Origin of the sequence: Pseudomonas sp. PSE14 (assembly GCF_029203285.1) — a bacterium.
Lineage (GTDB): Bacteria > Pseudomonadota > Gammaproteobacteria > Pseudomonadales > Pseudomonadaceae > Pseudomonas.
In genome coordinates this window covers 5092876-5116998 of record NZ_CP115669.1, presented here as the reverse complement: position 1 = coordinate 5116998, position 24123 = coordinate 5092876, and the positions used below count along the sequence as shown (strand labels likewise).

The following is a 24123-nucleotide window of genomic DNA, read 5'->3' as shown; positions in this document are numbered from 1 at the left end:
GGAGAGGAAAGCTGCCTAAGATGGGCCCGCCCCATGGATAACTAGAAAAAACACCATGCGTGATCTGACCGACGATGTGGCGCTGATGCGCCCGGTGATCGACGCCCTGCGCGCCAGCGGCACCGACCCCGACCGTGTACTGGCGCGCGTCGGCCTGCCCGCCGGCAGCCTGCCCGCCGGACGTTTCCCCCACAGCGCACAGAACCTGTTCTGGAAGGCCGCCGCCGAAGAGTGCGGTCAGGAACACGTCGGCCTCTATCTGGCCGGCCACCTGCCGGCGTTCCACGGCCTGCTGCTGGAATACCTGTTCCTCTCCAGCTCGACCTTCGGCGAAGGCCTGCGCCACGCCCTGCGCTACGTGCGCCTGCTCTCCGACACCCTCAACGCCCGCCTGGAAATCGAAGGCGAGCGCGCCCTGCTGTTGCTGGGGCATGCGGCCGGGACCAACCGGCATTTCCCGGAAATGCTCGCTGGCGCGGTGGTCCGCCTGTTCCACGCCCTCACCGAAGGCGACTTCAAGCCCTACGAAGTTCAGCTGATGCACGAAGCGGGCGCCCCCGCCGAGCGCTACCAGACGGTCTACGGCTGCCCGGCGGTGCTGGGTGCCGAGCGCTACGCGCTGGTGTTCGACGCCGCCGTGCTGGACAAGCCCTCGCGCCATGCCGCTCCGGAGCTGCTGCGCATGCACGAGTCGCTGGCGCGCAGGCAACTGGCGGAGGTCGAGCGCCTGGACCTGGTGCGCAAGGTGCGCGAGCTGATCGGCGTGCTGCTGGTGGACGGTGGCGCGACCCTCGAGCAGGTCGCCGCGCGCCTGGACATGCCGGCTCGCCGCCTGCGCGAGCGCCTGGCCATGGCCGGGGTGCGTTTCAATGACCTGGTCACCGACTACCGCTGCCGGCTGGCCAAGGACCTGCTGCTCAAGACCGATGAACGCATCGAGGTGATCGTCGAGCGTACCGGTTTCTCTGAGCCGAGCACCTTCTATCGCGCCTTCAAGCGCTGGGTCGGCGAGACCCCGGTGGAGTTCCGCCGCCGTGGCCGGCCGCAGACGCCGGCGGAGTGATCGAACATCTTCGAGTGGGCTGCTGAGTAGGCTTTGCGCGCTTTTTCCACCTGAGGAGTTCTTGATGCAAAGCCGAATCCGCAACGCCCTGCTGTGCGGCGCCGTGCTGTTGGGTAGCCAGCAGGCGTTGGCCGGCGAAACGGGCGACACGGCCTTTTCCCGCCTGGACCGCGATGCCAATGGCTACATCGAGGCCAGCGACATGGCGGCGATGCGCGAACGCATGTTCCGTCGGCTGGACCGTGACGCCGACGGCTTCCTAAGCCGCCAGGAACTCACCCCACCGAGCCAGAGCAACCACCCTTCGCCTGCCGCCGTGGTCTGGCCGGACAGCGATGGTGACGAGAAGATCAGCCCGGCCGAGTTCATGGCCCAGGAGCCGGCGCTGATCCTGCGCGGCGACCGCGATGGCGATCATCGGCTGAGTGCGGAGGAGTTCCAGCAGTTGATTGCGGCGCGGGGACGGTGAGTTCGGTGCCGTGATAGCTGCGCGCCTGGCCGGGACGTAGGGCGTATAACGCTCGACGTTATATGCCATCCAGCGATGGTCCCAGAGCGCTCCGGGATCGACCTTGGCGCCATCCGATCGGTCGAGGTGTATCGGCGTACAACCGCGAACGGTTGTACGCCCTACGGGATCACGCCCCCAGCAGACTCTGACCACACACCCGCAGTACCTGGCCGCTCACCGCGCCGGAACCCGGCTGGGCGAACCAGGCCACGGCTTCGGCGACGTCCTGCGGCAGGCCGCCCTGGCCCATGGAGTTCATGCGCCGGCCGGCCTCGCGGATGGTCAGCGGGATGGCGGCGGTCATCTGGGTCTCGATGAAACCCGGCGCCACCGCGTTGATGCTGATGCCCTTCTTCCCCAGCACCGGCGCCCAGGCCTGCGCCAGGCCGATCAGGCCGGCCTTGCTCACCGCGTAGTTGGTCTGCCCCATGTTGCCGGCGATGCCGCTGATGGAGGCGAGCAGCACCACGCGGCCGTCGTCGTGCAGCTTGTTGGCGTCCAGCAGCGCCTGAGTCAGCACCTGCGGGGCTTTCAGGTTCACGTCGATCACCGAGTTCCAGAACGCCTCGCTCATCTTGGCGACGGTCTTGTCGCGGGTGATGCCGGCGTTGTGCACCACGATGTCCACGCCATCGGGCAGCGCTTCCACCAGTTGCGCGCCAGCGTCGGCGGCGCAGATGTCCAGTGCCACGCCACGGCCGCCCAGGCGCGCGGCGAGGGCGTCGAGGGCGTCCTTGGCGGGCGGTACGTCCAGCAGCACTACCTCGGCGCCGTCGCGGGCGAGGGTCTCGGCAATCGCCGCGCCGATGCCACGGGCGGCGCCGGTCACCAGCGCGCGCTTGCCCACCAGCGGACGGCTCCAGTCCTGCACCTGCTTGTCGTAGGCGGACAGGCGCACCACCTGCCCGGAGACGTAGGCGCTCTTGGGCGAGAGGAAGAAGCGCAGGGCGCCTTCGAGCTGGTCCTCGGCGCCCTTGCCGACATACACCAGCTGCACGTTGCCGCCCCGGCGGATCTCCTTGCCCAGGGAGCGGCTGAAGCCTTCCAGGCTGCGCTGCACGCTGGCGGCGATGGGGTCTTTGATCGATTCCGGCGCGCGGCCCAGGATCACCACATGCGGGCACTTGTCCAGGCCCTTGAGTGCACCCTGGAAGAAGGTGCGCAGCTCGAGGGTCTGCTCGAAGCGGGTCAGGCCGCTGGCGTCGAAGACGATGGCCTTGAGCTTCGGACCGTGCTCGGCGGTCCAGCGCGGCAGGCCGTACTGGCCTTCGGCGAAGGCGAAGATCGAATCGGTCAGGCGCTCGGAAAACGCCAGCACCGCGTCGTTCAGGGTGCCCTCGCCACCGAGCAGCAGCGCCCCGTCCACTGGCCGCGTGCGCCCGGCGCTCCAGCGCTCCAGGCGGACCGGCGCGGGCAGGCCGAGGGCTCCGACCAGGCGGCGGCCGACGTTGGAGTTGGCGAAGGCGATGTAGCGATCGGTCATGGAACGGGCTCCTGCGCGGATTCTCGAAAGTGCCGACCACTCTACGCAGCGGCGTGTTCGGCGCAATTGACCGCGCTGCCCTGCGCAACGGCGGGGCGGCCAATGCGACACGAACGGCTAAGGTTAGGCTCTGTACGCAAAGTTGCCGAGCCTGGCCTTGGCCGCACTTCAACGCTCACCCTTAGGAGCCCTGCATGACCCAATTGCGCCGGGTCGCCATCGTCGGCGGCAACCGTATTCCCTTCGCCCGCTCCAACACCGTGTATTCCACGGCGAGCAACCAGGAGATGCTGACCTCCGCGCTGGACGGCCTGATCGAGCGCTACAAGCTGCACGGCGAACGCCTGGGCGAAGTGGTCGCAGGCGCCGTGCTCAAGCATTCCCGCGACTTCAACCTGACCCGCGAGTGCGTACTGGGCACGCGCCTGGCGCCGGAAACCCCGGCCTACGACATCCAGCAGGCCTGTGGCACGGGCCTTGAGGCCGCCATCCTGGTGGCCAACAAGATCGCCCTCGGGCAGATCGAGTGCGGCATCGCCGGCGGCGTGGACACCACCTCCGACGCACCCATCGGCGTCAACGAGGGGCTGCGCAAGATCCTGCTGGAGGCCAATCGCGGCAAGTCCAACGGCGAGAAGATCAAGAGCCTGCTGAAGATTCGCCCGCGCCACCTGATGCCGCACATCCCGAAGAACGGCGAGCCGCGCACCGGGCTGTCCATGGGCGAGCACTGCGAGCAGATGGCGCAGACCTGGGCCATCCCCCGCGACGAGCAGGACAAGCTCGCCTACGAGAGTCACATCAAGCTGGCCGCCGCCTATGACGAGGGCTGGCAGAATGACCTGATGACGCCGTTCCGCGGCCTGGTGCGCGACCAGAACCTGCGTCCGGACATCAACCTGGAGAAGATCGGCACCCTCAAGCCGGTGTTCGAGCGCGGTTCGCGCGGCACCCTGACGGCGGCCAACTCCACACCGCTCACCGACGGTGCTTCCGTGGTGCTGCTGGCCAGCGAGGAATGGGCGAAGGCACGTGGCCTGCCGATCCTGGCGTACTTCAAGGATGGCGAGGCGGCGGCGGTGGACTTCGTTGGTGGCCATGAAGGGCTGCTGATGGCGCCGGTCTATGCGGTACCCCGGCTGCTGGCGCGCAATGGCCTGACCCTGCAGGACTTCGACTTCTACGAGATCCACGAAGCCTTCGCCGCCCAGGTGCTCTGCACCCTCAAGGCCTGGGAAGACGCGGACTACTGCAAGGAGCGCCTGGGTCTCGATGCACCGCTGGGCTCCATCGACCGCAGCAAGCTCAACGTGAAGGGCAGCTCGCTCGCTGCCGGCCACCCGTTCGCCGCCACCGGTGGGCGCATCGTCGCCAACCTGGCCAAGCTGCTGGACGCCGCTGGCAAGGGGCGCGGGCTGATCTCGATTTGCGCCGCAGGTGGCCAAGGTGTGACCGCGATCATCGAACGGTAATCCAATACAACGGGACCGGTGTTTGCCGCTCCCACGATGTAGCAACTCCGTGACTTCAGGCGGTGCCGCGCAAGCGGCGCCGCCTTTTTTTATCCGCGTGTTTGGTGGGCGTTACCTGTAGGAGCGAGCTTGCTCGCGAACACCGGTCGGCACCGAGGCTGGGACAGTTCGCGAGCAAGCTCGCTCCTACAAAAAGCCGGCGGGCGGTGCCTTCCTGGGTCGCTTTCGTAGGAGCGGCGCTCCCCCTGCAATTCCCTTCTAGAAAACTCCCTCAACCGTCCTGCAACATCGCCGGATGCACGCGCCCGGAGAAGGGTGTGGACAGCACCAGCGAGGTCTTGCTGGTGCCGAACTGGGCCAGGCGGTCGATCAGTTCTTCCAGCTCCCGGGTACAGCTCACCGCCACCTTGAGCATCACGCAGGCCTCGCCGGTGATGCGGTAGCAATCGATGATCTGCGGGATTTCCAGCAACGGGTCGAGCATGGTCTTGCTGCGATGGTCGTTCAGACGCATCTCGATCAGGCACTGGATCGAGCGGCCCATCTTCGACAGGTCTACGCTGGCGTGGTAGCCGGTGATCACCCCGTCGGCTTCCAGGCGGGCGACGCGATCGGCCACCGCGGGAGGGGATAGGTTGATGCGCCGGGCGAGCTCCGCGAAGGACATGCGGCCGTCTTCCAGCAGGGCGGCGAGCAGGGCGCGATCGTATCTGTCCATCGGTTCAGCCTCTTTCGTTGATTCGACGGAAAGCCTTGTGAAAATCCATCGAATGAAAAGTGTTATGCCCGTATTGGCGTTGTCTGTGCCTTATATGGGGCTTGTGACCTGCATAAAATGAAGCGCTCCGCCTGCCTTGTCGAGCGCTTCCCATGACCACGATGCCCATGCCCAGAGCCCGCGTCTCCCTGACCCTGATCGCCGCGTTCTTCGCCCTGTACTTCATCTGGGGCTCGACCTACCTGGTGATCCGTATCGGCGTCGAATCCTGGCCGCCGATGCTGATGGCCGGCTGCCGCTTCATCATCGCCGGGACCCTCCTGTTCGCCTGGATGCTCTGGCGCGGCGCGCCGCTGCCGACCTTCAGGCAATGGCTGTCGGCGGGCGCCATCGGCATCCTGCTGCTCAGCTGCGGCAACGGCGGGGTGACGGTCGCCGAGCACTGGGGCGTGGCCTCGGGCGTGGCGGCGCTGGCGGTGGCCACTGTGCCGCTGTTCACCCTGGTGTTCGGGCGCTTCTTCGGCAACCGCACCACTGCGCTGGAGTGGGCCGGCATCGCCCTGGGCCTGTTCGGCATCGTGCTGCTCAACCTCGGCTCCAACCTGCAGGGCAGCCCGGCGGGCGCGGCGCTGATCCTCTTCGCGGCGGCCGCCTGGGCCTTCGGCTCGGTGTGGAGCCGGCGCCTGTCGCTGCCGGCCGGCGCCATGGCCAGCGCGGTGGAGATGCTGGTGGGCGGCGGCGTGCTGCTGCTGGGCAGCTTCCTCAGCGGTGAGCGCATGGAACAGATGCCGACTGCCGCGGGCTGGGGCGCGCTGGCTTACCTGGTGGTGTTCGGTTCGATCATCGCCTTCAGCGCCTACATGTACCTGTTGGCCAATGTGCGGCCGGCGGCGGCGACCAGCTACGCCTACGTCAACCCGGCGGTGGCGGTGATGCTCGGCGTGGTCTTCGCGGGCGAACACATCGGCCTGGCCGAGTCCCTGGCGATGGCGGTGATCATCAGCGCGGTGGTGCTGATCGGCCTGCCGCAGTGGCGACGCCAGGACGCGGCATGAGCTAAGCCCGAAAGGTTATTTCGCCCCGCCCTGCGACTTCGCTAGGGTATGGAACGGCCTCCGCAGGGAGGCCGTTTTCCTTTCTTCAGTACACCCGCGCGCCATACGCCCAGGCCACTGACCAACTCACTCGATGAGGTGTGCATGAACCTGGCGGCGACCGCTTCCCTTCCCGATCTTCCCTCTGCCCGCTGGAGCCGCGCGCTGCGCGACTCCGGCCTGCTCGACCTGTCGGTGCCGCGCGACTACGGCGGACGCGGTGCTCCTTGGGATGAGGTGCTGCAGACCCTGCGTGACCTCTCCGAGCGCGACGGCACCCTGGCCCGGCTGTTCGCCGTGCATCACCTGCAACTGGCCAGCGTGCTGTTGCTGGGCAGCCGCGAGCAGCGTGAACGTCTCTTACCCCTGAGCGTCACGCGTGACTGGCTGTGGGGCGAGGCGGTGGACCATCACGAACGTCGCCTGCTGGCGCGGGAGCATCGGCGCGGCGGCTTCCTGTTGCAAGGCGGGCGTCACGACTGCTTTGGCAGCGAGGCGGCCGACTGGCTGCTGATCTCGGCCTGGCACGCACCCAGCGAGGGCTTGCTGATCGCCGCGCTGCCGGCCGACCGCGACGGCCTGGACCGCTTCGAACCCAACGGCGGCGGACTGCTGCGCTGCCATGAAGTGCGCCTGCATCCTGAGGACATCCTGCTGCCGCCGGGCCTGCCCTGGACGCCCCGCGCGCAGCTGCGCGGCAGCCTGTCGGCGCTACTGCAGGCGAACATCGCGCTGGGCCTGGCCATGCAGGCGTGCGATGCACTGCCGACGCGAGCGGCGGCGGACGGGCTGCGGCGTTTGCTGGGGCTGGGCCTGCGCCTGTCCGAGCAGTCCGCCGTGGCCTTCGAGGCGGCGCTGGCGGCGGGCAGCGGCTTGACCTTCACCCGCAGCGCCGCGCTGGCGACCCTGGTGGCGGAAACCTCCGCCGTGGCGAAGCAGGCGGTCGAGGAGGGATTGCGCCAGGAGGGCGTGCGTGCGCGAGTGCTCGCTGGCGCGACGTGAGGCGCCTTGTATCGGCGACGGAAGCCCTTGCGAGCGCTCATAAGTTAAGAACCAAATATTATTTATTGAGAGTTTTTTATACCGTTAATCTAGCTTCTACCGGACCACCGGACACCGTTTCAACCCACCGAATCCCGTCCCGTGGTCCGTCCCCTCTCTGGAGGCCGGCACCGCCGTTACCTTCAGAGGAAACACCATGAACAAACCTCGTTTCGTACGTCGTGCCCTGGCCGGCGTCGCTGTTGCGGCCGCGCTGTTCTCCCAGAGTGCTGCGTTTGCCGACATCGTCCTGGGCTACCAGACCGGCATCGACCCGACCAAGGTCCCCCAGGCCGACGGCACCTACGAAAAAGTCATTGGCGAGAAGCTCGACTGGCGCCGCTTCAACAGTGGCCCGGAAGTGATCGCCGCCATCGCCTCGGGCGACGTGCAACTGGGCAACATCGGCTCCAGCCCGCTGGCCGCCGCCACCTCGCGCGGCCTGCCGATCGTCGCCTTCATCGTCTCCGCGCAGATCAACTCGGCCGAGGCCCTGGTGGTGCGCAACGGCAGCAAGATCGAGAAGCCCGAAGACCTGGTCGGCAAGACCATCGCCACGCCCTTCGTCTCCACCTCGCACTACAGCCTGCTGGGTGCGCTCAAGCACTGGAAGATCGACCCGGCCAAGGTGAAGATCGTCAACCTCAACCCCACCGAGATCGCCGCCGCCTGGCGTCGTGGCGACATCGACGGCGCCTTCGTCTGGTCGCCGGCCCTGGGCGAGATCAAGAAGTCCGGCAAGGTGCTGACCGACGCCGCCGAAGTCGGCCAGTGGGGCGCGCCGACCTTCGAGGTCTGGGTCGCCCGCAAGGACTTCGCCGAGAAGCACCCGGAAGTCATCGCCAAGTTCGCTCGCGTGAGCTTGGATTCCTTCGCCGACTACAACGCCCACAAGGCCCAGTGGACCGCCGACTCCGAGCAGGTGAAGAAAATCGCCAAGCTGACCGGCGCCGATCCGCAGGACGTGCCCGAGCTGCTGGCCGGTTCCGCCTTCCCCGAATCCCAGGCGCAGCTGTCGTCCGCCCTGCTGGGCGGCGGTACCGCCAAGGACATCGCCGGCACCGCCGAATTCCTCAAAGAGCAGAAGCGCGTGCCTTCGGTGCTCAAGGACTACTCGCCCTACGTCAGCGCCGACTATGTGCGCCAGGCCCAGAGCGTGCAGGTCGGCCAGCGCTGAGCAATTGCCTTTCGTAGGAGCGAGCTTGCTCGCGAACACCTGTCGGCTCCGAAGCCAGGGCGGTTCGCGAGCAAGCTCGCTCCTACAAGAGCAAACAGCGCCACGCATTTCTTCTCACCCTACGGAGGGCAGAACATGAGCCGTCTGACGGCCGAGGCGGTCAGCCTCACTTTCCAGCAGCGCGGACGCGAGCGCGTTGTGCTGCAGGACCTCACTCTCAGCCTGGCCAAGGGCGAATCCCTGGTGGTGCTCGGCCCGTCGGGCTGCGGCAAGTCCAGCCTGCTCAACGTGCTGGCAGGCTTCCAGGCACCGGACAGCGGCCGCGTGCAGATCGACGGCCGCACCCTGAGCGGCCCCGGTGGCGAACGCGGCGTGGTGTTCCAGGATGACGCACTGATGCCCTGGCTGAGCGCGCTGGACAACGTCGCCCTGGGCCTGCGCATCCGTGGAATCGGCACCGCCGAGCGCAATGCCCGCGCCCATGAAGTGCTGAAACTGGTGGGCCTGGGCGAGCATGCGGATTACCGCATCTCCCAGCTCTCCGGCGGCCAGCGGCAGCGCCTGGGCCTGGCCCGTGCACTGGCGGTGGAGCCGGATTTCCTCCTGCTCGACGAACCCTTCGGCGCCCTCGATGCGCTGACCCGCGAGCGCATGCAGGTGCTGACCCTCGACCTGTGGCGCAAGACCGGCAAGGGCCTGTTCCTGATCACCCACAGCGTCGACGAAGCACTGTTCCTGGCCACCGACCTGGTGGTGATGGACGGCCCGCCGGCGCGCATCGTCAAGCGTCTGCCGCTGGACTTCGCACGCCGCTACGCCGCGGGCGAGCCGGTGCGCTCGATCAAGTCCGACCCGGAATTCGCGCGCCTGCGCCAACTGCTGCTGGATGAGTTCCTCGAAGAACCGGAGGCCGAGCATGTCCACTGAAACCCTCGCCACCAAACTCCCGGCCGTCGCGCCGAAGTCCCGCAGCGTGCCGGGCGACTACCGCCGCTGGGCCGCTGCCGGCAGTGTCGGCGGACTCTTCGTGCTCTGGTGGCTGGCCACGCACCTGGGCTGGGTCGACACTCTGTTCCTGCCCGCGCCGGAGCAACTGCTGGAAGCCTTCCAGCGCCTGCTCGCCGAGGGCTATGTCGATGCCTCGTTGTGGCAGCACGTCGGCACCAGCCTGCTGCGCGTGCTGCTGGCGCTGGGCGCGGCGGTGCTCACGGCCATCCCGCTGGGCATCCTGATGGGCCTCAACCCGCTAGTGGGCGCGGCCTTCGATCCGCTGGTGGAGTTCTACCGCCCGGTGCCGCCGCTGGCCTACCTGCCGCTGATCGTCATCTGGTTCGGTATCGGCGAGCTGTCCAAGGTGCTGCTGATCTACCTGGCGCTGTTCGCGCCGCTGCTGATCGCCACCGCCGCCGGCGTGCGTCGCGTGGACAAGTCGCGCATCCAGGCCGTGCGCTGCCTGGGCGCCAACCGCTGGCAGGTGGTGCGCCATGTGATCCTGCCCAGCGCGTTGCCCGAAGTGCTCACCGGCCTGCGCATCGCCCTGGGCGTGGGCTGGTCGACCCTGGTCGCCGCCGAGCTGATCGCCGCCAACCGTGGCCTGGGCTTCATGGTGCAGTCCGCGGCGCAGTTCCTCGCCACCGATGTGGTGGTGCTGGGGATCCTGCTGATCGCCGCCATCGCGCTGGGCTTCGAGCTTGGGCTGCGCTGGCTGCAGAAGCGGTTTGCTTCCTGGGAGTGACTTTCTGCCGGGCGGGGTAAAAGCCCCTCTCCCTAACCCTCTCCCGCAAGCGGGAGAGGGGACTGTCCTGAGTGGCTTCGATACCTCTGCCTCATGGATGAGTCTGCGCGGCTGAAGGGGTTGACCGCCCTTTCCGAATACACCGAACAAGCCCCCTCTCCCTTCAGGGAGAGGGTTGGGGAGAGGGCGCCTTTCCCCGTGAACCTCACGAGAGAACACGAACATGACCACCCTGAGCATCGAACCTATCAGCCCAGCCCTGGGCGCCGTCGTTTCCGGCGTGCGTCTGGCCGATCCACTGGACGACGCGGCGCAGCGCCAGATCGAGCAGGCCCTGCTTGATCACCAGGTGCTGTTCTTCCGCGACCAGCCGCTGACGCCGACCCAGCAGGCGAACTTCGCCGCGCGCTTCGGCGACCTGCACATCCACCCGATCTACCCCAGCTCGCCGGAGCAGCGCGAAGTCATCGTGCTCGACACCGCCGTTACCGACGTGCGCGACAACGCCATCTGGCATACCGACGTGACCTTCCTGGAAACTCCGGCGCTCGGTGCCGTGCTGGCCGCCAAGCAGCTGCCACCCTACGGCGGCGACACCCTGTGGGCCAGCGGCATCGCGGCTTTCGAAGCGCTTTCCAAGCCGCTGCAGCGTTTGCTCGACGGCCTCACCGCGACCCACGACATCAGCAAGTCCTTCCCCCAGGAACGCTTCGGCGCCACCGATGCCGACCTCGCGCGTCTGGAGGAAGCGCGCAAGAAGAATCCGCCGCGCAGCCATCCGGTGATCCGTACCCACCCGGTCACCGGGCGCAAGGCGCTGTTCGTCAGCGACGGCTTCACCACCCGCATCAACGAGCTGGAGCCGGCGGAAAGCCGTGCCATCCTCGACCTGCTGTTCGCCCACTTCAGCCGCCCGGAGTTCACCGTGCGCTGGCGCTGGCAGGAGAACGACGTGGCCTTCTGGGACAACCGCGTGACCCAGCACTATGCGGTGGACGACTACCGCCCGCAGCGGCGGGTGATGCACCGTGCGACGATTCTGGGAGACAAACCGTTCTGACTTGAGGGGCGGCACCTGTAGGGCGGATAACCCGGAGCGGGTTATCCGCCGCCGTGGCGGATAACGCCATAGGCGTTATGCGCCCTACGGAATTTTTGTGTAGGAGCGAGCTTGCTCGCGAACCGCATAACGCCCAACCCGTCGGGGAATCCGTTCGCGAGCAAGCTCGCTCCTACAAGGCGGCAACAGCCTGGAATTTCCCGTCATCCCCATGACTTGCGGCAACAAAGCCGCACCGCAGACCGCATTGGTCGCCATTCTAGGTCGCGGCGGATGGCTCACTGTCCTACGCTTTGGCAGTTCCGCTTTATGAAGAGACTGCCTACATGCAAGAAAGGATTCCCGACGAGTCCAACCTCGCCGAGCTTACGGTTCGCGGCCTGATTCTCGGCGCGCTGATCACCGTGGTGTTCACCGCCTCCAACGTATACCTCGGCCTCAAGGTCGGCCTGACCTTCGCTTCGTCGATCCCCGCGGCGGTCATCTCGATGGCCGTGCTGCGCTACTTCTCCGGTTCCAACATCCTCGAGAACAACATGGTGCAGACCCAGGCCTCGGCGGCCGGCACCCTGTCCTCGATCATCTTCATCCTTCCGGGCCTCCTGATGATCGGCTACTGGAGCGGCTTCCCGTTCTGGCAGACCGCGGCCATCTGTTCCATCGGCGGCATCCTTGGTGTGCTCTACACCATCCCGCTGCGTCGGGTGATGGTGGTGCAAAGCAACCTGCCGTACCCCGAAGGTGTGGCGGCGGCGGAGATCCTGCGCGTCGGCAGCCATGACGAAGAAGACGAGAAGGCGGGCAAGCCGGCGAAAACCGGCGGACCGGGCCTGCGCGACATCCTCGCCGGTGGCGTGATCGCCGCCGCCTTCAGTCTGCTCAGCAGCGGCTTCAAGGTACTCGCCGAAGGCTTCAGCTTCTGGCTCACTGCAGGGCAAGCGGCGTTCCGCCTGTCCACCGGTTTCTCTCTGGCGCTGGTCGGCGCCGGCTACCTGATGGGCATCACCGCCGGTATCGCCATCCTCATCGGCGTGGTGATCGCCTGGGGCGTGGCGGTGCCGCTGCTCTCGGTGAACAGCGTGCTGGCCGCCGGGCAGAGCCTGCCGGAGCTGGCGACCAAACTGTGGAGCAGCCAGGTGCGCTTCCTCGGCGCCGGCACCATCGGCATCGCCGCGTTGTGGACCCTGGCCACCCTGTTCAAGCCCATGGTGCAGGGCGTCTGGTCGTCGCTCAGCGCCGTGCGGGGGCGTGGCGAGGTGAGTGACCTGCGTACCGAGCAGGACCTGTCCGCAAAGTGGATTGTCACCATCGCAGGCGTGCTGCTGGTGGCGCTGTTCGTGGTGTTCTCCTACTTCCTCGCGGACGCCGCACCGGACCTGCACGGCTTCGGCTTCTGGGGCCTGGTGGGGGCCTGCGTGATCTTCGCCTTCTTCTTCGGTTTCCTGATCGCTGCCGCCTGCGGCTACATGGCTGGCCTGGTGGGCTCCTCCAGCAGCCCGATCTCCGGCATCGGCATCATCGCGGTGATCCTGGTGTCGCTGCTGATTCTCGGCGTCGGCTCGCTGGAGGATGGCTTCCTGGCGATGGAAGGCGGCAAGCTCGCCATCGCCCTGGCGCTGTTCACCACCTCGGTGGTGATCGCCATCGCGGCGATCTCCAACGACAACCTGCAGGACCTGAAGACCGGCTACCTGGTCGGCGCGACCCCGTGGCGCCAGCAGGTGGCACTGATCGTCGGCTGCCTGGTGGGCGCCCTGGTGATCCCGCCGGTGCTGGAATTGCTGTTCAATGCCTACGGCTTCACTGGCGCCTTGCCGCGCGAGGGCATGGACCCGAACGCCGCGCTGGCCGCGCCGCAGGCGACGCTGATGACCGCCATCGCCAGCGGGATTTTCCACAACGCGCTGAACTGGAACATGATCCTCATCGGCGTGGCGCTGGGCATCGCGCTGATCCTGGTGGACGTGCTGCTGCGCCGCACCGGCAAGGCCAGCCTGCCGGTGCTGGCGGTGGGCCTGGGCATCTACCTGCCGCCGACCATCGGTATGACCCTGGTGGTCGGCGCGGTGCTCGCCTGGCTGCTGGAGACGGCGCTGAAGAAGCGCGCCCTGGCGGCCGGTATCAACGAAGAGAAATTCTCCGACGAGCCCAAGCGCCGTGGCGTGCTGCTGGCCTCGGGCCTGATCGTCGGCGAGAGCCTGATGGGCATCCTGCTGGCGGCCATCATCGGCACCACCGGCAAGGACGCCCCGCTGGCGCTGGTCGGCGCTTCCTTCGAAGACGCTGCGCAGTGGCTGGGCCTGGTGGTGTTCGTGGCGATCTGCGTGCTGTTCTACCGCAAGGTGCTCACCGGCACGCGCGGCTGATCCTTTGCCGTGATGCAAAAAGGCGCCCGCGGGCGCCTTTTTCATTTGGGTTTTTCGTAGGAGCGAGCTTGCTCGCGAACGGATTCACCCGCAGCTCCGATGTCGGGCGGTTCGCGAGCAAGCTCGCTCCTGGAAACGACATTTCAGCGCACCAGATGAAGGAACTGCAGGTGCCGCTCGTACTGGTCGAGCATGTCGTTGATGATCTGTTCCTTGCTGTAGCCCATCAAGTCGTAGTCCTGGCTGCCCTCGGAGAGGTGCACCTCGGCGCGGAAGTAGCGGCGGTTCTTCAGGTGCAGGCCGCCCATGCCGGCGCGGGCGAAGGAGGGCGTGAAGTAGCCGCGCATCGACACCTGGTAGAGGAACGGATGTTGCTCGCCGTGGCCGATTTCCAGGCCGATCTCCAGGTTGCTCAGGTCCAGGTCGGAATCCACCTGCAGGCCCTTCTCGCGGAACACCTCCGAAACCTCGGCAATCGCCGGGCTGACCACGTCGACCATGAAGCGATACACCTCATCGCGAGTGGGGAAGTGCACCGCCTGGGAGATGCGTCGCTTCCAGCCACCGGTCTTGCTCGAGGGCGGTGGCGCGAGCGAGTGGGTGCGTGCCCGCTGGCGCTGGGATTCGAGGTAGAAGGCCTTGTGCAGCCCCCACATCATCAGCAGCAGGATCAGCGAGAACGGCAGTGAAGTGAGCACCACTGCGGATTTGAGCGCATCGATGTTGCCGGCGAACAACAGCCCGCCAGTGACCAGCGCGGTGGCCACGCCCCAGAACACCCGCAGCCATTTCGGGCCGTCGTCGTCGGCGCTGCCGCCGTGGGCGGAGAGGGTGGAGAGCACTACGGTGCCGGAGTCGGCCGAGGTGACGAAGAACACGAAGCTGACCAGCACGGTCACGGCGATCACCACGCGGCTGCCGGGGTAGTTCTGCAGCAGTTGGTAGAGCGCCATGGAGGGTTCTTCGACGGCCACCCGGCCCAGTTCGCTGAAGCCGTGGTTGAGCACCTGGTCCAGGGCGCTGTTGCCGAAGATCGACATCCACGCCAGGGTGAAACCGAGCGGGATGAACAGCACGCCGAAGACGAATTCGCGGATGGTCCGCCCGCGCGAGATGCGCGCGATGAACAGGCCGACGAAGGGCGCCCAGGCGATCCACCAGGCCCAGTAGAACACTGTCCAGCCGCCCAGCCAGTCGCTGCCGTCCTTGCCGTAGGCGTAGAGGTCGAAGCTCTTGGTCGGCAGGCTGCCGAGGTAGTCGCCGATGTTCTGCACCAGGGTGTTGAGCAGGTGCTGGGTGGGGCCGGCGAACAGCACGAAGAGCAGCAGTGCGCAGGCCAGGACCATGTTGATGTCCGAGAGCAGGCGGATGCCCTTGTCCACCCCGGAGACGGCCACCAGGATCGCCGCACCCATCATCAGCGCGATCAGCGTCATCTGCACCGGGTGGCTGTGGGCGATGCCGAACAGGAAGTCCAGGCCGGCATTGAGCTGAAGCACGCCGAAGCCCATGTCCGCGCCCAGGCCGAACACCGTGGCGATGATGCCGAAGCAGTCCACCGCATAGCCGATGGGGCCGTTGATGCGCTTGCCGATCAGCGGGTAGAGCGCCGAGCGCAGCGCCAATGGCAGGTTGTGGCGGTAGGCGAAATAGGCCAGCGCCATCGCCACCAGGGCGAACACGCCCCAGCCGTGCAGGCCCCAGTGCAGGAACAGTAGCTGCATGGCCTGGCGTGCGGCTTCCTGGGTGCCGGCTTCGCCTTGCGGCGGCTGCTGGAAGTGGGTCAGCGGTTCGGAAACGCAGAAGAAGAACAGCGTGATGCTGATGCCCGCGGCGAAGAGCATGCCGGCCCAGGACAGGTAGCTGAATTCCGGCTCGTCGTGGTCGGCACCGAGTTTGATCTTTCCATAGCCGGAAAGCGCGGTGACCACCACGAAGATCAGGTACAGCGTCATCGCCAGCAGGTAGTACCAGCCGACGGTCCCGGCGGCCCAGGTCTGGGCGGCAAGCAGCCAGTCACCTGCGCGTTGCGGCAGGCCGAGGACGACGAGTGCGAAGAGAAGGATCAGCGCGGCCGCACCGTAGAAGACCGGTGGGTTCATGCGCATGGAGGGGCTGGGTGTTACGGACGGAGTAGGGGATTGCGGTGCAGACAAAACGGGCGGGGTCCCTCGTGTTTTTCCTTGAACAAGCATTCAATGAAAACACGATACGGCCGTCAAAGGCCAATCGGTGGGACCGATGGTCCCGCCGCCGGCCCTGTACGAGGGCCGAGCGGAGCGGGTACTGCTTTACTTGCGGCGGGCTTTCTTCGCTTGGCGAATCTCACGGCGTTCCGGGTCGACCTGCGCAGGTACGTTCAGGAAGGCGGTGGCGGCGAAAAAGCTGGCAAGAGCGGCAAAGCTGGTCACGATAGTCTCCAAAGGCTCGGGGAAATTGGGTCCCGACTGCCTGATAGCCATTTTCCCTGATATTTGTGACAAATATAAGTGAATGGTCTTTATGGTTGATATTGATCTGGTCGATGGGTCTGCCTTGCTGGTTTTTTGCAGGATAAAATCCTGAAATTGATAGCTTGCTCAGGATTCTCTGCTGTCGTCTCAAGAGGCAGCGAATCGTTTCACTGCGACCATTCGTCGCCTCAAGTGAAACGGTTCAGCGCTACGCCTCGTTCAGCAGCGTTCGCAACCGTTCGCGGACACCCGGTCGACGAAGCAGTGCCCGCAAATCGGCTTCCGTGCTGTCCGGCAGGTTCAGGTGCTCCGGCCCGATTTCCGAGCCGGGGCTGACCAGCAGGGCGAAGTGGATGACGTTCTCCAGCTCGCGGATATTGCCCGGCCAGGGGTAGCTTTCCAGCACCCGCTGGGTGTCGCTGGTGATCTGCGGCACTGGCAGCTCCAGGCGTTGCGCGTGCACGCCGAGGAAATATTCGGCCAGCGGCTGGATATCGCCGATGCGCTCGCGCAGCGGCGGCAAGGTCAGGTTGCCGTCATGCAGGTACTGCTGCAGGCCTTCGAGGAATTTTCCCGCTTTCACCGCCTGGCCCAGGTCGAGGCTGGTCGCTGCGACCAGACGCACGTCCACCGGCACTGGCTCGCGGGCGCCGACGCGCAGCACTTCGCGCTCCTGCAGCACGCGCAACAGCTTCTGTTGCAGCGACAGCGGCAGGTCGGCGATCTCGTCCAGGTACAGCGTCCCGCCATTGGCCGAGCCGAACCAGCCGGCGCGGCTGCCCACCGGACCGTTGTGCGCGCCCGGCGCGTAACCGAACAGTTCGGCCTCGGCGTAGTTGCGGCTCAGGGCGCTGCAGCTCACCGCGACGAACAGGCCGGGGCGCTCGCTGGCACGGTGGATGTGGCGGGCCAGCAGTTCCTTGCCGGTGCCCGTTTCACCGTGGATCAGCACCGGCTGCGGCAGCGGCGCCAGGCGTTCCACTTCGTCGCGCACTTCGTGGGAGCGCGGGTCAAAGAACACCAGCGCCTTGGCGCGGATGCTCAGCGGGCTCTTGTCGGCGTCGGGGAAGGTCAGCAGCGGCAGCGGCGCGTGGGGTGCGTTCATGGTGTTTCTCCTTTTGCTCCTACAGCGCGTCCAGCGCCTGCAGGAAGTCCTGGACGATGTCTTGGCTGTCCTCGATGCCCACCGAGACACGAATGGTGCCGTCGTGGATGTCCAGCGCGGTCAGGGCTTCGGCGGACAGCGCGCGGTGCGAGGTCTTGCCGGGGTGGGTGATGCTGCTCGCCACACCGGCGAGCGATGGGGCGAAGGCGGCCAGTTGCAGGTGACCGATCAGGCGGTCCACCTGGTCGAGACCGCCCTTGAGGGTGAAGCTCAACATGCCCGAATAACCTTTGCGGAACAGGCGCTGCGCCAGTGCGTGATCCGGGTGCGAGGGCAGGCCGGGGTAGTAGACGCGTTCGACCTGCGGGTGCGCTTCGAGGGCTTCGGCCAAGGCCTGGGCGTTCTGCGAATGGGCGCGCATGCGCAGGGCCAGGGTCTTGGCGCCGCGGAAGTTGAGCCAGCTCTCGAAGGGACTGGCGCTGCCGCCGGCGTTGATCTGGAAGCGCCGCGCGGCGGCGATCCACTGCGCATCGCCCACCAGCGCGCCACCCATGGCGTCGCTATGGCCGTTGAGGTATTTGGTGGTGCTGTGGACCACCAGGTCGGCGCCGTCGCGCAGCGGCTGGTAGAGCACCGGCGAGAGGAAGGTATTGTCCACCAGCAGCTTGAGCCCGTGGCGGTGGGCGAGGGCGGCCAGCGCCGGCACATCGCTCACGCGCACCAGCGGGTTGGAGGCGGTCTCGGTATAGATCAGCTTGGTGCTCGGGGTGATCGCTGCTTCCACGGCGGCCAGGTCATTGAGGTCGAGCAGGGTGGAGGCGATGCCGAAGCGCGCCAGTTCCTTCTCGATCAGGCTCTGGGTGGTGCCATACAGCTCACGGCTGGCGATCAGGTGGTCGCCGGCATTCAGCACGCCCAGCAGGGCCGCGGAAATCGCCGCCATGCCGGAGGCGGAGAACAGCGCGTCCTCGCCGTCTTCCAGCTCGCGCAGCAACTCCTCCACAGCGCTGTGGTTGGGGTTGCCGATGCGCGTGTACATGTAGTTGTCGGGGTTGCCGGCGAGGAAGTCGTCGACCTGCTCCAGGGAGTCGTAGACGAACACCGAGCTCTGGTAGATCGGCAGGCTCTTGGCGCGGGTGACCATGTGCCGGTCGGCGTCGTGCCCGGCGTGGACGGCGCGGGTGGAGGGGCCTTTGGGGGATTCGCTCATGACGAGTACCTCGAAAAGAAAAACGCCGGTGGAACCTGCCCACCGGCGTCGAAGCGGGTGCGCCGAAAGCGCGCCCAGCGTGGGAGTCGTTGCGCCCGGCAGTATGCCGGGCGGCAGATCAGAAGGCCGGCACCACGGCGCCGTTGTACTTCTTCTCGATGAAGGCTTTGACTTCCGGGCTGGTCAGGGCGGCGGAGAGTTTCTTCAGCGCATCGCTGTCCTTGTTGTCCGGACGCGCCACCAGGTAGTTCACGTAGGGCGAGTTGCGGTCTTCGAGGATCAGCGCGTCCTTCACCGGGTTGAGCTTGGCTTCCAGCGCGTAGTTGGTGTTGATCAGGTCCAGGTCGACCTGGTCCAGCACGCGCGGCAGCAGGGCCGATTCCAGTTCCTTGAACTTCAGGTGCTTGGGGTTCTCGGCGATGTCTTTCGGGGTGGCCAGGGCGTTGCTCGGGTCTTTCAGCTTGATCACGCCGGCCTTCTGCAGCAGGAGCAGCGCGCGGCCGCTGTTGCTGCCTTCGTTGGGGATGGCGACGGTGGCGCCGTCCGGCAGCTGGTCAATGGACTTGTATTTCTTCGAGTAGCCGCCGAAGGGTTCGACGTGCACGCCGGTCACGGTGACCAGGTGGGTGCCCTTGCCGGCGTTGAAGTTGTCCAGGTACGGCTTGGTCTGGAAGTAGTTGGCGTCCAGGCGCTTCTCGGCGACCTGCACGTTGGGCTGCACGTAGTCGGTGAAGACCTTGATCTGAAGGTCCACGCCCTCTTTGGCCAGGGTCGGCTTGATCAGCTCGAGGATCTCGGCGTGGGGAATCGGGGTTGCGGCGACGATCAGCTTTTCATTGGCGAAAGCCGAGGTGGTGAAGGCAGCGGCGAGGGCGGTCAGAAGCAGCAGCTTTTTCATTGCGATGTCCTTGTGGGGCAGATGACCGCTGGCGTCCGGGCCGGCCGGGATGGGGCCTTCGTACGGGCGGTGGATTCTTTTTCCGCAGCGCCAGTGGCCGCGGTTGAGGCAGAAGTTACCGGCCTTTTTTATTCCAATAAAATATTAATTTTTCATTTTGATATTCGATTTTATTCATATGGCTGCGCGCGAGCGACCTGAGACAAGCTGTCGCGCGACACCCCGCCGCGCGGCAACCCACCACGGCGGTGCGCACGGGTTGGCGGCGTAAGATCGAGTTGCTTCATTGAGCGGCATCAATGCAGATCACGGTCCATTCTGAATGGGCAGCCAAATGAAGCCGAACCGACATCAGATCGGTGGTTCGCAATACAGACTCACGCAAGAACGCCCTGCGCACGCGCAAGGCACGGTGCCCGGCCACTGACGTGGCGGGCGTCAGCCTGAAGAGGAATCGTCATGTTCGGATTAGAGGCGCTCGACCTGGCTCGGATCCAGTTCGCCTTTACCGTCTCCTTCCACATCATCTTCCCCGCCATCACCATCGGTCTCGCCAGCTATCTGGCGGTGCTCGAAGGCTTGTGGCTGAAGACGTCGGATGAGGTCTACCGCGACCTCTATCACTTCTGGTCGAAGATATTCGCCGTCAACTTCGGCATGGGCGTGGTCTCTGGCCTCGTCATGGCGTACCAGTTCGGCACCAACTGGAGCGCCTTCTCGGCCTTCGCCGGGAGCGTCACCGGCCCGCTATTGACCTATGAAGTGCTCACGGCGTTCTTCCTGGAGGCCGGCTTCCTCGGCGTCATGCTGTTCGGCTGGCACCGCGTTGGCCCGGGCCTGCATTTCTTCGCCACGGTGATGGTGGCCATCGGCACGCTGATCTCCACCTTCTGGATCCTCGCCTCCAACAGCTGGATGCAGACCCCGCAGGGCCACGAGATCGTCAACGGCGTCGTGGTGCCGGTGGACTGGGTCGCCATCATCTTCAACCCGTCCTTCCCCTATCGCCTGCTGCACATGGCGATCGCCTCGTTCGTCGCCACCGCCTTCTTCGTCGGCGCCTCGGCGGCCTGGCACCTGCTGCGTGGCCGTGACAACCCGGCGATCCGCAAGATGCTCTCGATGGCCATGTGGATGGCGCTGATCGTGGCTCCCATCCAGGCCATGGTGGGCGATGCCCACGGCCTCAACACGCTGAAGCACCAGCCGGCGAAGATCGCCGCCATCGAAGGCCACTGGGACAACAGCGAAGGCGGGCCGACCCCGCTGGTGCTGGTCGGCTGGCCGGACATGGAGCGCGAAGAAACCCGCTTCAAGATCGAAATCCCGGTGCTCGGCAGCCTGATCCTGAATCACAGCCTGACCGAACCGATCCCGGCGCTGAAGGACTTCCCGAAGGCCGACCGCCCCAACTCCACCATCATCTTCTGGTCGTTCCGCATCATGGCGGGGCTGGGCATGCTGATGATCCTGGTCGGCCTGTGGAGCGTCTGGCTGCGTCTGCGCAAGCGGCTCTATGAAAACCGTGCGTTCCTCAAGCTGGTGCTGTGGATGGGGCCGTCCGGCCTGATCGCCATCCTCGCCGGCTGGTTCACCACCGAGATCGGCCGCCAGCCGTGGGTCGTCTATGGCCTGATGCGCACCTCCGAGGCGGTGTCCAACCACAGCGTCACGCAGATGAGCCTGACCCTGGTGATGTTCGTGCTGGTGTATTTCACCCTGTTCGGCGTGGGCATCGGCTACATGATGCGTCTGGTGCGCAAGGGCCCGGTCACCCACGAAGGTCGCGAAACCAGCCATGGCGGCGCCGGCCAGAAGCGCACCCCGGCGCGGCCGCTGTCGGCTGCCGAGGACGACTTCGACGACGATGACAACGCTAGCCCGGCAGGGAGGAACTGAGCCATGGGAATCGATCTTCCGCTGATCTGGGCGATCATCATCATCTTCGGGATCATGATGTACGTCGTGATGGATGGCTTCGATCTGGGCATCGGCATGCTCTATCCGTTCTTCAAGGACGAAGGCGACCGCGACGTGATGATGAACACCGTGGCGCCGGTCTGGGACGGCAACGAGACCTGGCTGGTGCTGGGTGGTGCCGCGCTGTTCGGCGCCTTCCCGGTGGCCTATTCGGCCGTGCTCTCGGCGCTCTACCTGCCGCTGATCCTGATGCTGGTGGGGCTGATCTTCCGCGGCGTGGCCTTCGAGTTCCGCTTCAAGGCGCGGCCGAACAAGCGGCACCTGTGGGACAAGTCGTTCATCGCCGGTTCACTGGTGGCGACTTTCTTCCAGGGCGTGGCACTGGGTGCCTTCATCGAGGGCATTCCAGTGGAAAACCGTGCCTTCGCCGGTGGCGCGCTGGACTGGCTGGCGCCGTTCCCGCTGTTCTGCGGCCTTGGCCTGGTGGTCGCCTACAGCCTGCTGGGCTGCACCTGGCTGATCATGAAGACCGAGGGGCGTCTGCAGGAGCGCATGCACGACCTGGCCAAGCCGCTGGCGCTGGTGCTGCTGGCAGTGATCGGCATCGTCAGCCTGTGGACCCCGCTGGCCCACGAGGAAATCGCCCAGCGCTGGTTCAGCCTGCCCAACCTGTTCTGGTTCCTGCCGGTGCCGCTGCTGGTGCTGGTGACCCTCTACAACCTGCTGCGCTCGGTGGCCAGCAACGACCATGTGAAGCCCTTCGTGCTCACCCTGGTGCTGATCTTCCTCGGCTACAGCGGACTGGGCATCAGCCTGTGGCCGAACATCGTGCCGCCGTCGCTGTCTATCTGGGACGCCGCGGCGCCGCCGCAGAGCCAGGGCTTCATGCTGGTGGGCGCGCTGTTCATCATTCCCTTCATCCTCGGCTACACCGCGTGGAGCTACTACGTGTTCCGCGGCAAGGTGAAGCATGGCGATGGCTACCACTGAGGTGCGCGGCATGACTCACGAAGAGCAGGAGAAGGTGCCGCTGCGCAAGCGGCTCGGCTGGCTGGTGCTGATCTGGGCGCTGAGCGTGGCCGGCCTGGGCGTTGCGGCCTGGCTGATGCGCCTGTTCATGAGTGCGGCGGGGCTGGGCGCGCCGCACTGACAGATCCCATCCGGGCGCCTTCCCCCGGCGCCCGTTCCCACATCCCCCGCACGGTTTCGTGCGAGGGATTTTTTTGTCTTGGGGTTACGGGAGTGTGGTAGGAGCGAGCTTGCTCGCGAACCGAAATTGCCGGCTAACGCCAACCTGCAGCCCTGCACCGAACAGTTCCCTCTCCCTGAAGGGAGAGGGGGCGTCCGTGCCGGCTGATGCTGTCGTTCCATCCTGCGCCGATCGGTCCCCTCTCCCCTTGGAGAGGGCTAGGGTGAGGGCAATGCCTCGCACCAATGTTCGCGAGCAAGCTCGCTCCTACAGGGGCGGCGCTCGGGAGCGATCAGTGCAACTTGTCGCGTTTGGCCAGGGTAGGGAACAGCTTCATCCACGCGCCAGTGACGATCAGCGTGCCGACCCCGCCCAGCACCACCGCCGGCACGGTGCCGAACCAGTGGGCGGTGACGCCCGACTCGAACTCGCCCAGCTGGTTCGAGGCGCCGATGAACAGGCCATTCACCGCGCTGACCCGGCCGCGCATCTCGTCCGGGGTTTCCAGCTGCACGAAGGCGCCGCGGATCACCATGCTGATCATGTCCGCCGCGCCCAGCACCACCAGCACCGCCAGGGAGAACCAGAAGGACGTCGACAGGCCGAAGGCGATGGTGGTGATGCCGAACACGCCCACGGCAGTGAACATGATCCGCCCGACATTGCGCTCGATGGGGAAGCGCGCCAGCCAGAACGACATCAGCAGCGCGCCCACCGCCGGGGCTGAGCGCAGCAGGCCCAGGCCCCAGGGGCCGGTGAGCAGGATGTCCTTGGCGAACACCGGCAGCAGCGCGGTGGCGCCGCCCAGTAGCACGGCGAACAGGTCCAGGGAGATGGCGCCGAAGATGTCCGGGCGGCTGCGGATGAAGCGGATGCCGGCCAGCAACGATTCCAGCGTGGCCTTGCCCTGGACGGCGGGAGCCTGGCGCGAGGGTAGGGTCATGACCAGGGTGCAGGCGATGAAGTAGAGCACGGCGGTCGGCGTGTAGACCCAGAAGGCGCCCAGCGCGTAGAGCAGACCGCCAAGGGCGGGCGCGGCGATGGTCGCTGCCTGCATGGCTGAGGCGGAGGCGGCCACGGCGCGGGGGAACAGTGCGCTGGGCACGATGTTCGGCAGCAGCGCCTGGGTGGTCGGCATCTCGAAGGCCCGCGCGGTGCCGAGCAGGAAGGCCATCACGAAGATCATCTCGCGGGTCACGCTGTCGGTGCTGGCGCCCACCACCAGCGCCACCGCCACCAGGCCCTGGCCGATCTGGCAGATCGAGGCGATGCGCCGGCGGTCGTAGCGGTCGGCGACGTGGCCGGTGTGCAACATGAAGATCACGCGCGGGAGGAACTCCACCAGTCCTACCAGACCGAGGTCGAGCACGTTGTGGGTCAGCTGGTAGATGTGCCAGCCGATGGCCACGGTGATCATCTGGAAGGCGCTGGCGGTGCAGACGCGGGCGAGCCAGAAGGCGAGGAAGGGGCGGTGACGCAGTAGGGACGTGGCTTCGGCAGGCATGGCGGAGGCTTTCGCTGGAGGAGTCGTTAGGGGGCTAAGCAAAGGCTGCGAAGCGTAACACGATGTAGCACTTCTCCGGTTGTGCGGCGCGGAATGGGCGGGCTTGAGCGTCCGCGGCGCAGGT

Annotated in this window: 20 protein-coding genes; 13 read left to right on the top strand and 7 right to left on the bottom strand. The window is 66.3% G+C overall.

Annotated features, from left to right (window positions below; all coding sequences use genetic code 11):
- Positions 1–55 precede the first annotated feature (55 nt).
- Positions 56–1063: an AraC family transcriptional regulator gene (locus O6P39_RS23480; RefSeq protein WP_275608785.1), complete on the top strand. Its 1008-nt coding sequence runs from the start codon at positions 56–58 to the stop codon at positions 1061–1063.
- Between the two features lie 64 nt (positions 1064–1127).
- Complete coding sequence (locus O6P39_RS23475; protein ID WP_275608784.1) at positions 1128–1532, top strand: EF-hand domain-containing protein; 405 nt, start codon at positions 1128–1130, stop codon at positions 1530–1532.
- 169 nt (positions 1533–1701) lie between these two features.
- Here O6P39_RS23475 and O6P39_RS23470 read toward each other — a convergent pair whose 3' ends face one another.
- Positions 1702–3057: a 3-oxoacyl-ACP reductase gene (locus tag O6P39_RS23470; protein ID WP_275608783.1), complete on the bottom strand. Its 1356-nt coding sequence runs from the start codon at positions 3055–3057 to the stop codon at positions 1702–1704.
- Positions 3058–3251: 194 nt separating this feature from the next.
- On the opposite strand from O6P39_RS23470, the gene O6P39_RS23465 reads away from it, so the two are divergent.
- Positions 3252–4529 carry an acetyl-CoA C-acetyltransferase gene (locus tag O6P39_RS23465; protein ID WP_275608782.1) on the top strand — a complete coding sequence of 426 codons (1278 nt, stop codon included), beginning with the start codon at positions 3252–3254 and terminating at the stop codon, positions 4527–4529.
- 271 nt (positions 4530–4800) lie between these two features.
- Here O6P39_RS23465 and O6P39_RS23460 read toward each other — a convergent pair whose 3' ends face one another.
- Positions 4801–5247: an Lrp/AsnC family transcriptional regulator gene (locus O6P39_RS23460; RefSeq protein WP_275608781.1), complete on the bottom strand. Its 447-nt coding sequence runs from the start codon at positions 5245–5247 to the stop codon at positions 4801–4803.
- Between the two features lie 167 nt (positions 5248–5414).
- Between O6P39_RS23460 and yedA the strand changes: the two genes are divergently transcribed.
- The 7 genes from yedA (at position 5415) to O6P39_RS23425 (ending at position 13720) form a co-directional block, all read left to right on the top strand.
- Positions 5415–6302, top strand: a complete 888-nt coding sequence (gene yedA, locus O6P39_RS23455) for a drug/metabolite exporter YedA (protein WP_275612018.1) — start codon at positions 5415–5417, stop codon at positions 6300–6302.
- A gap of 144 nt (positions 6303–6446) precedes the next feature.
- Entirely contained in the window at positions 6447–7343 is an 897-nt protein-coding gene (locus O6P39_RS23450; RefSeq protein WP_275608780.1) for an acyl-CoA dehydrogenase family protein, read from the top strand.
- A 196-nt stretch (positions 7344–7539) separates the two neighbouring features.
- Positions 7540–8559, top strand: coding sequence for a taurine ABC transporter substrate-binding protein (gene tauA / locus O6P39_RS23445; protein WP_275608779.1), 1020 nt, complete (start codon positions 7540–7542; stop codon positions 8557–8559).
- 135 nt (positions 8560–8694) lie between these two features.
- Positions 8695–9486, top strand: coding sequence for a taurine ABC transporter ATP-binding protein (locus tag O6P39_RS23440; RefSeq protein ID WP_275608778.1), 792 nt, complete (start codon positions 8695–8697; stop codon positions 9484–9486).
- Positions 9476–10294, top strand: coding sequence for an ABC transporter permease subunit (locus O6P39_RS23435; protein WP_275608777.1), 819 nt, complete (start codon positions 9476–9478; stop codon positions 10292–10294). Before O6P39_RS23440 ends, O6P39_RS23435 begins: the two co-directional genes overlap by 11 nt.
- Positions 10295–10517: 223 nt before the next feature.
- Positions 10518–11354, top strand: coding sequence for a taurine dioxygenase (gene tauD, locus O6P39_RS23430; protein WP_275608776.1), 837 nt, complete (start codon positions 10518–10520; stop codon positions 11352–11354).
- 326 nt (positions 11355–11680) lie between these two features.
- On the top strand, positions 11681–13720 hold the full coding sequence (locus O6P39_RS23425; protein WP_275608775.1) for an oligopeptide transporter, OPT family: 2040 nt from the start codon (positions 11681–11683) through the stop codon (positions 13718–13720).
- Between the two features lie 143 nt (positions 13721–13863).
- Here O6P39_RS23425 and betT read toward each other — a convergent pair whose 3' ends face one another.
- The 4 genes from betT to O6P39_RS23405 all read right to left on the bottom strand — a co-directional run bounded on the left by betT (position 13864) and on the right by O6P39_RS23405 (position 19386).
- Positions 13864–15822, bottom strand: coding sequence for a choline BCCT transporter BetT (gene betT / locus O6P39_RS23420; protein WP_275612017.1), 1959 nt, complete (start codon positions 15820–15822; stop codon positions 13864–13866).
- Between the two features lie 559 nt (positions 15823–16381).
- Positions 16382–17278: a sigma-54-dependent transcriptional regulator gene (locus tag O6P39_RS23415; RefSeq protein WP_275608774.1), complete on the bottom strand. Its 897-nt coding sequence runs from the start codon at positions 17276–17278 to the stop codon at positions 16382–16384.
- A 19-nt stretch (positions 17279–17297) separates the two neighbouring features.
- Positions 17298–18488, bottom strand: a complete 1191-nt coding sequence (locus O6P39_RS23410; RefSeq protein ID WP_275608773.1) for a PLP-dependent aspartate aminotransferase family protein — start codon at positions 18486–18488, stop codon at positions 17298–17300.
- A 118-nt stretch (positions 18489–18606) separates the two neighbouring features.
- Positions 18607–19386, bottom strand: a complete 780-nt coding sequence (locus O6P39_RS23405; protein ID WP_275608772.1) for a MetQ/NlpA family ABC transporter substrate-binding protein — start codon at positions 19384–19386, stop codon at positions 18607–18609.
- Positions 19387–19845: 459 nt separating this feature from the next.
- Here O6P39_RS23405 and O6P39_RS23400 point away from each other — a divergent pair, with 459 nt between their 5' ends.
- Genes O6P39_RS23400 through O6P39_RS23390 form a run of 3 tightly spaced genes read left to right on the top strand, consistent with a single transcriptional unit; the run spans position 19846 to position 22456 of the window.
- Positions 19846–21285, top strand: coding sequence for a cytochrome ubiquinol oxidase subunit I (locus tag O6P39_RS23400; protein ID WP_275608771.1), 1440 nt, complete (start codon positions 19846–19848; stop codon positions 21283–21285).
- A 3-nt stretch (positions 21286–21288) separates the two neighbouring features.
- On the top strand, positions 21289–22296 hold the full coding sequence (gene cydB / locus O6P39_RS23395) for a cytochrome d ubiquinol oxidase subunit II (protein WP_275608770.1): 1008 nt from the start codon (positions 21289–21291) through the stop codon (positions 22294–22296).
- A 10-nt stretch (positions 22297–22306) separates the two neighbouring features.
- Positions 22307–22456, top strand: a complete 150-nt coding sequence (locus O6P39_RS23390; protein WP_275612016.1) for a DUF2474 domain-containing protein — start codon at positions 22307–22309, stop codon at positions 22454–22456.
- A gap of 331 nt (positions 22457–22787) precedes the next feature.
- Here the strand turns inward: O6P39_RS23390 and O6P39_RS23385 are convergent, their stop codons facing one another.
- On the bottom strand, positions 22788–23999 hold the full coding sequence (locus O6P39_RS23385) for an MFS transporter (RefSeq protein WP_275608769.1): 1212 nt from the start codon (positions 23997–23999) through the stop codon (positions 22788–22790).
- Between the last annotated feature and the right edge of the window lie 124 nt (positions 24000–24123).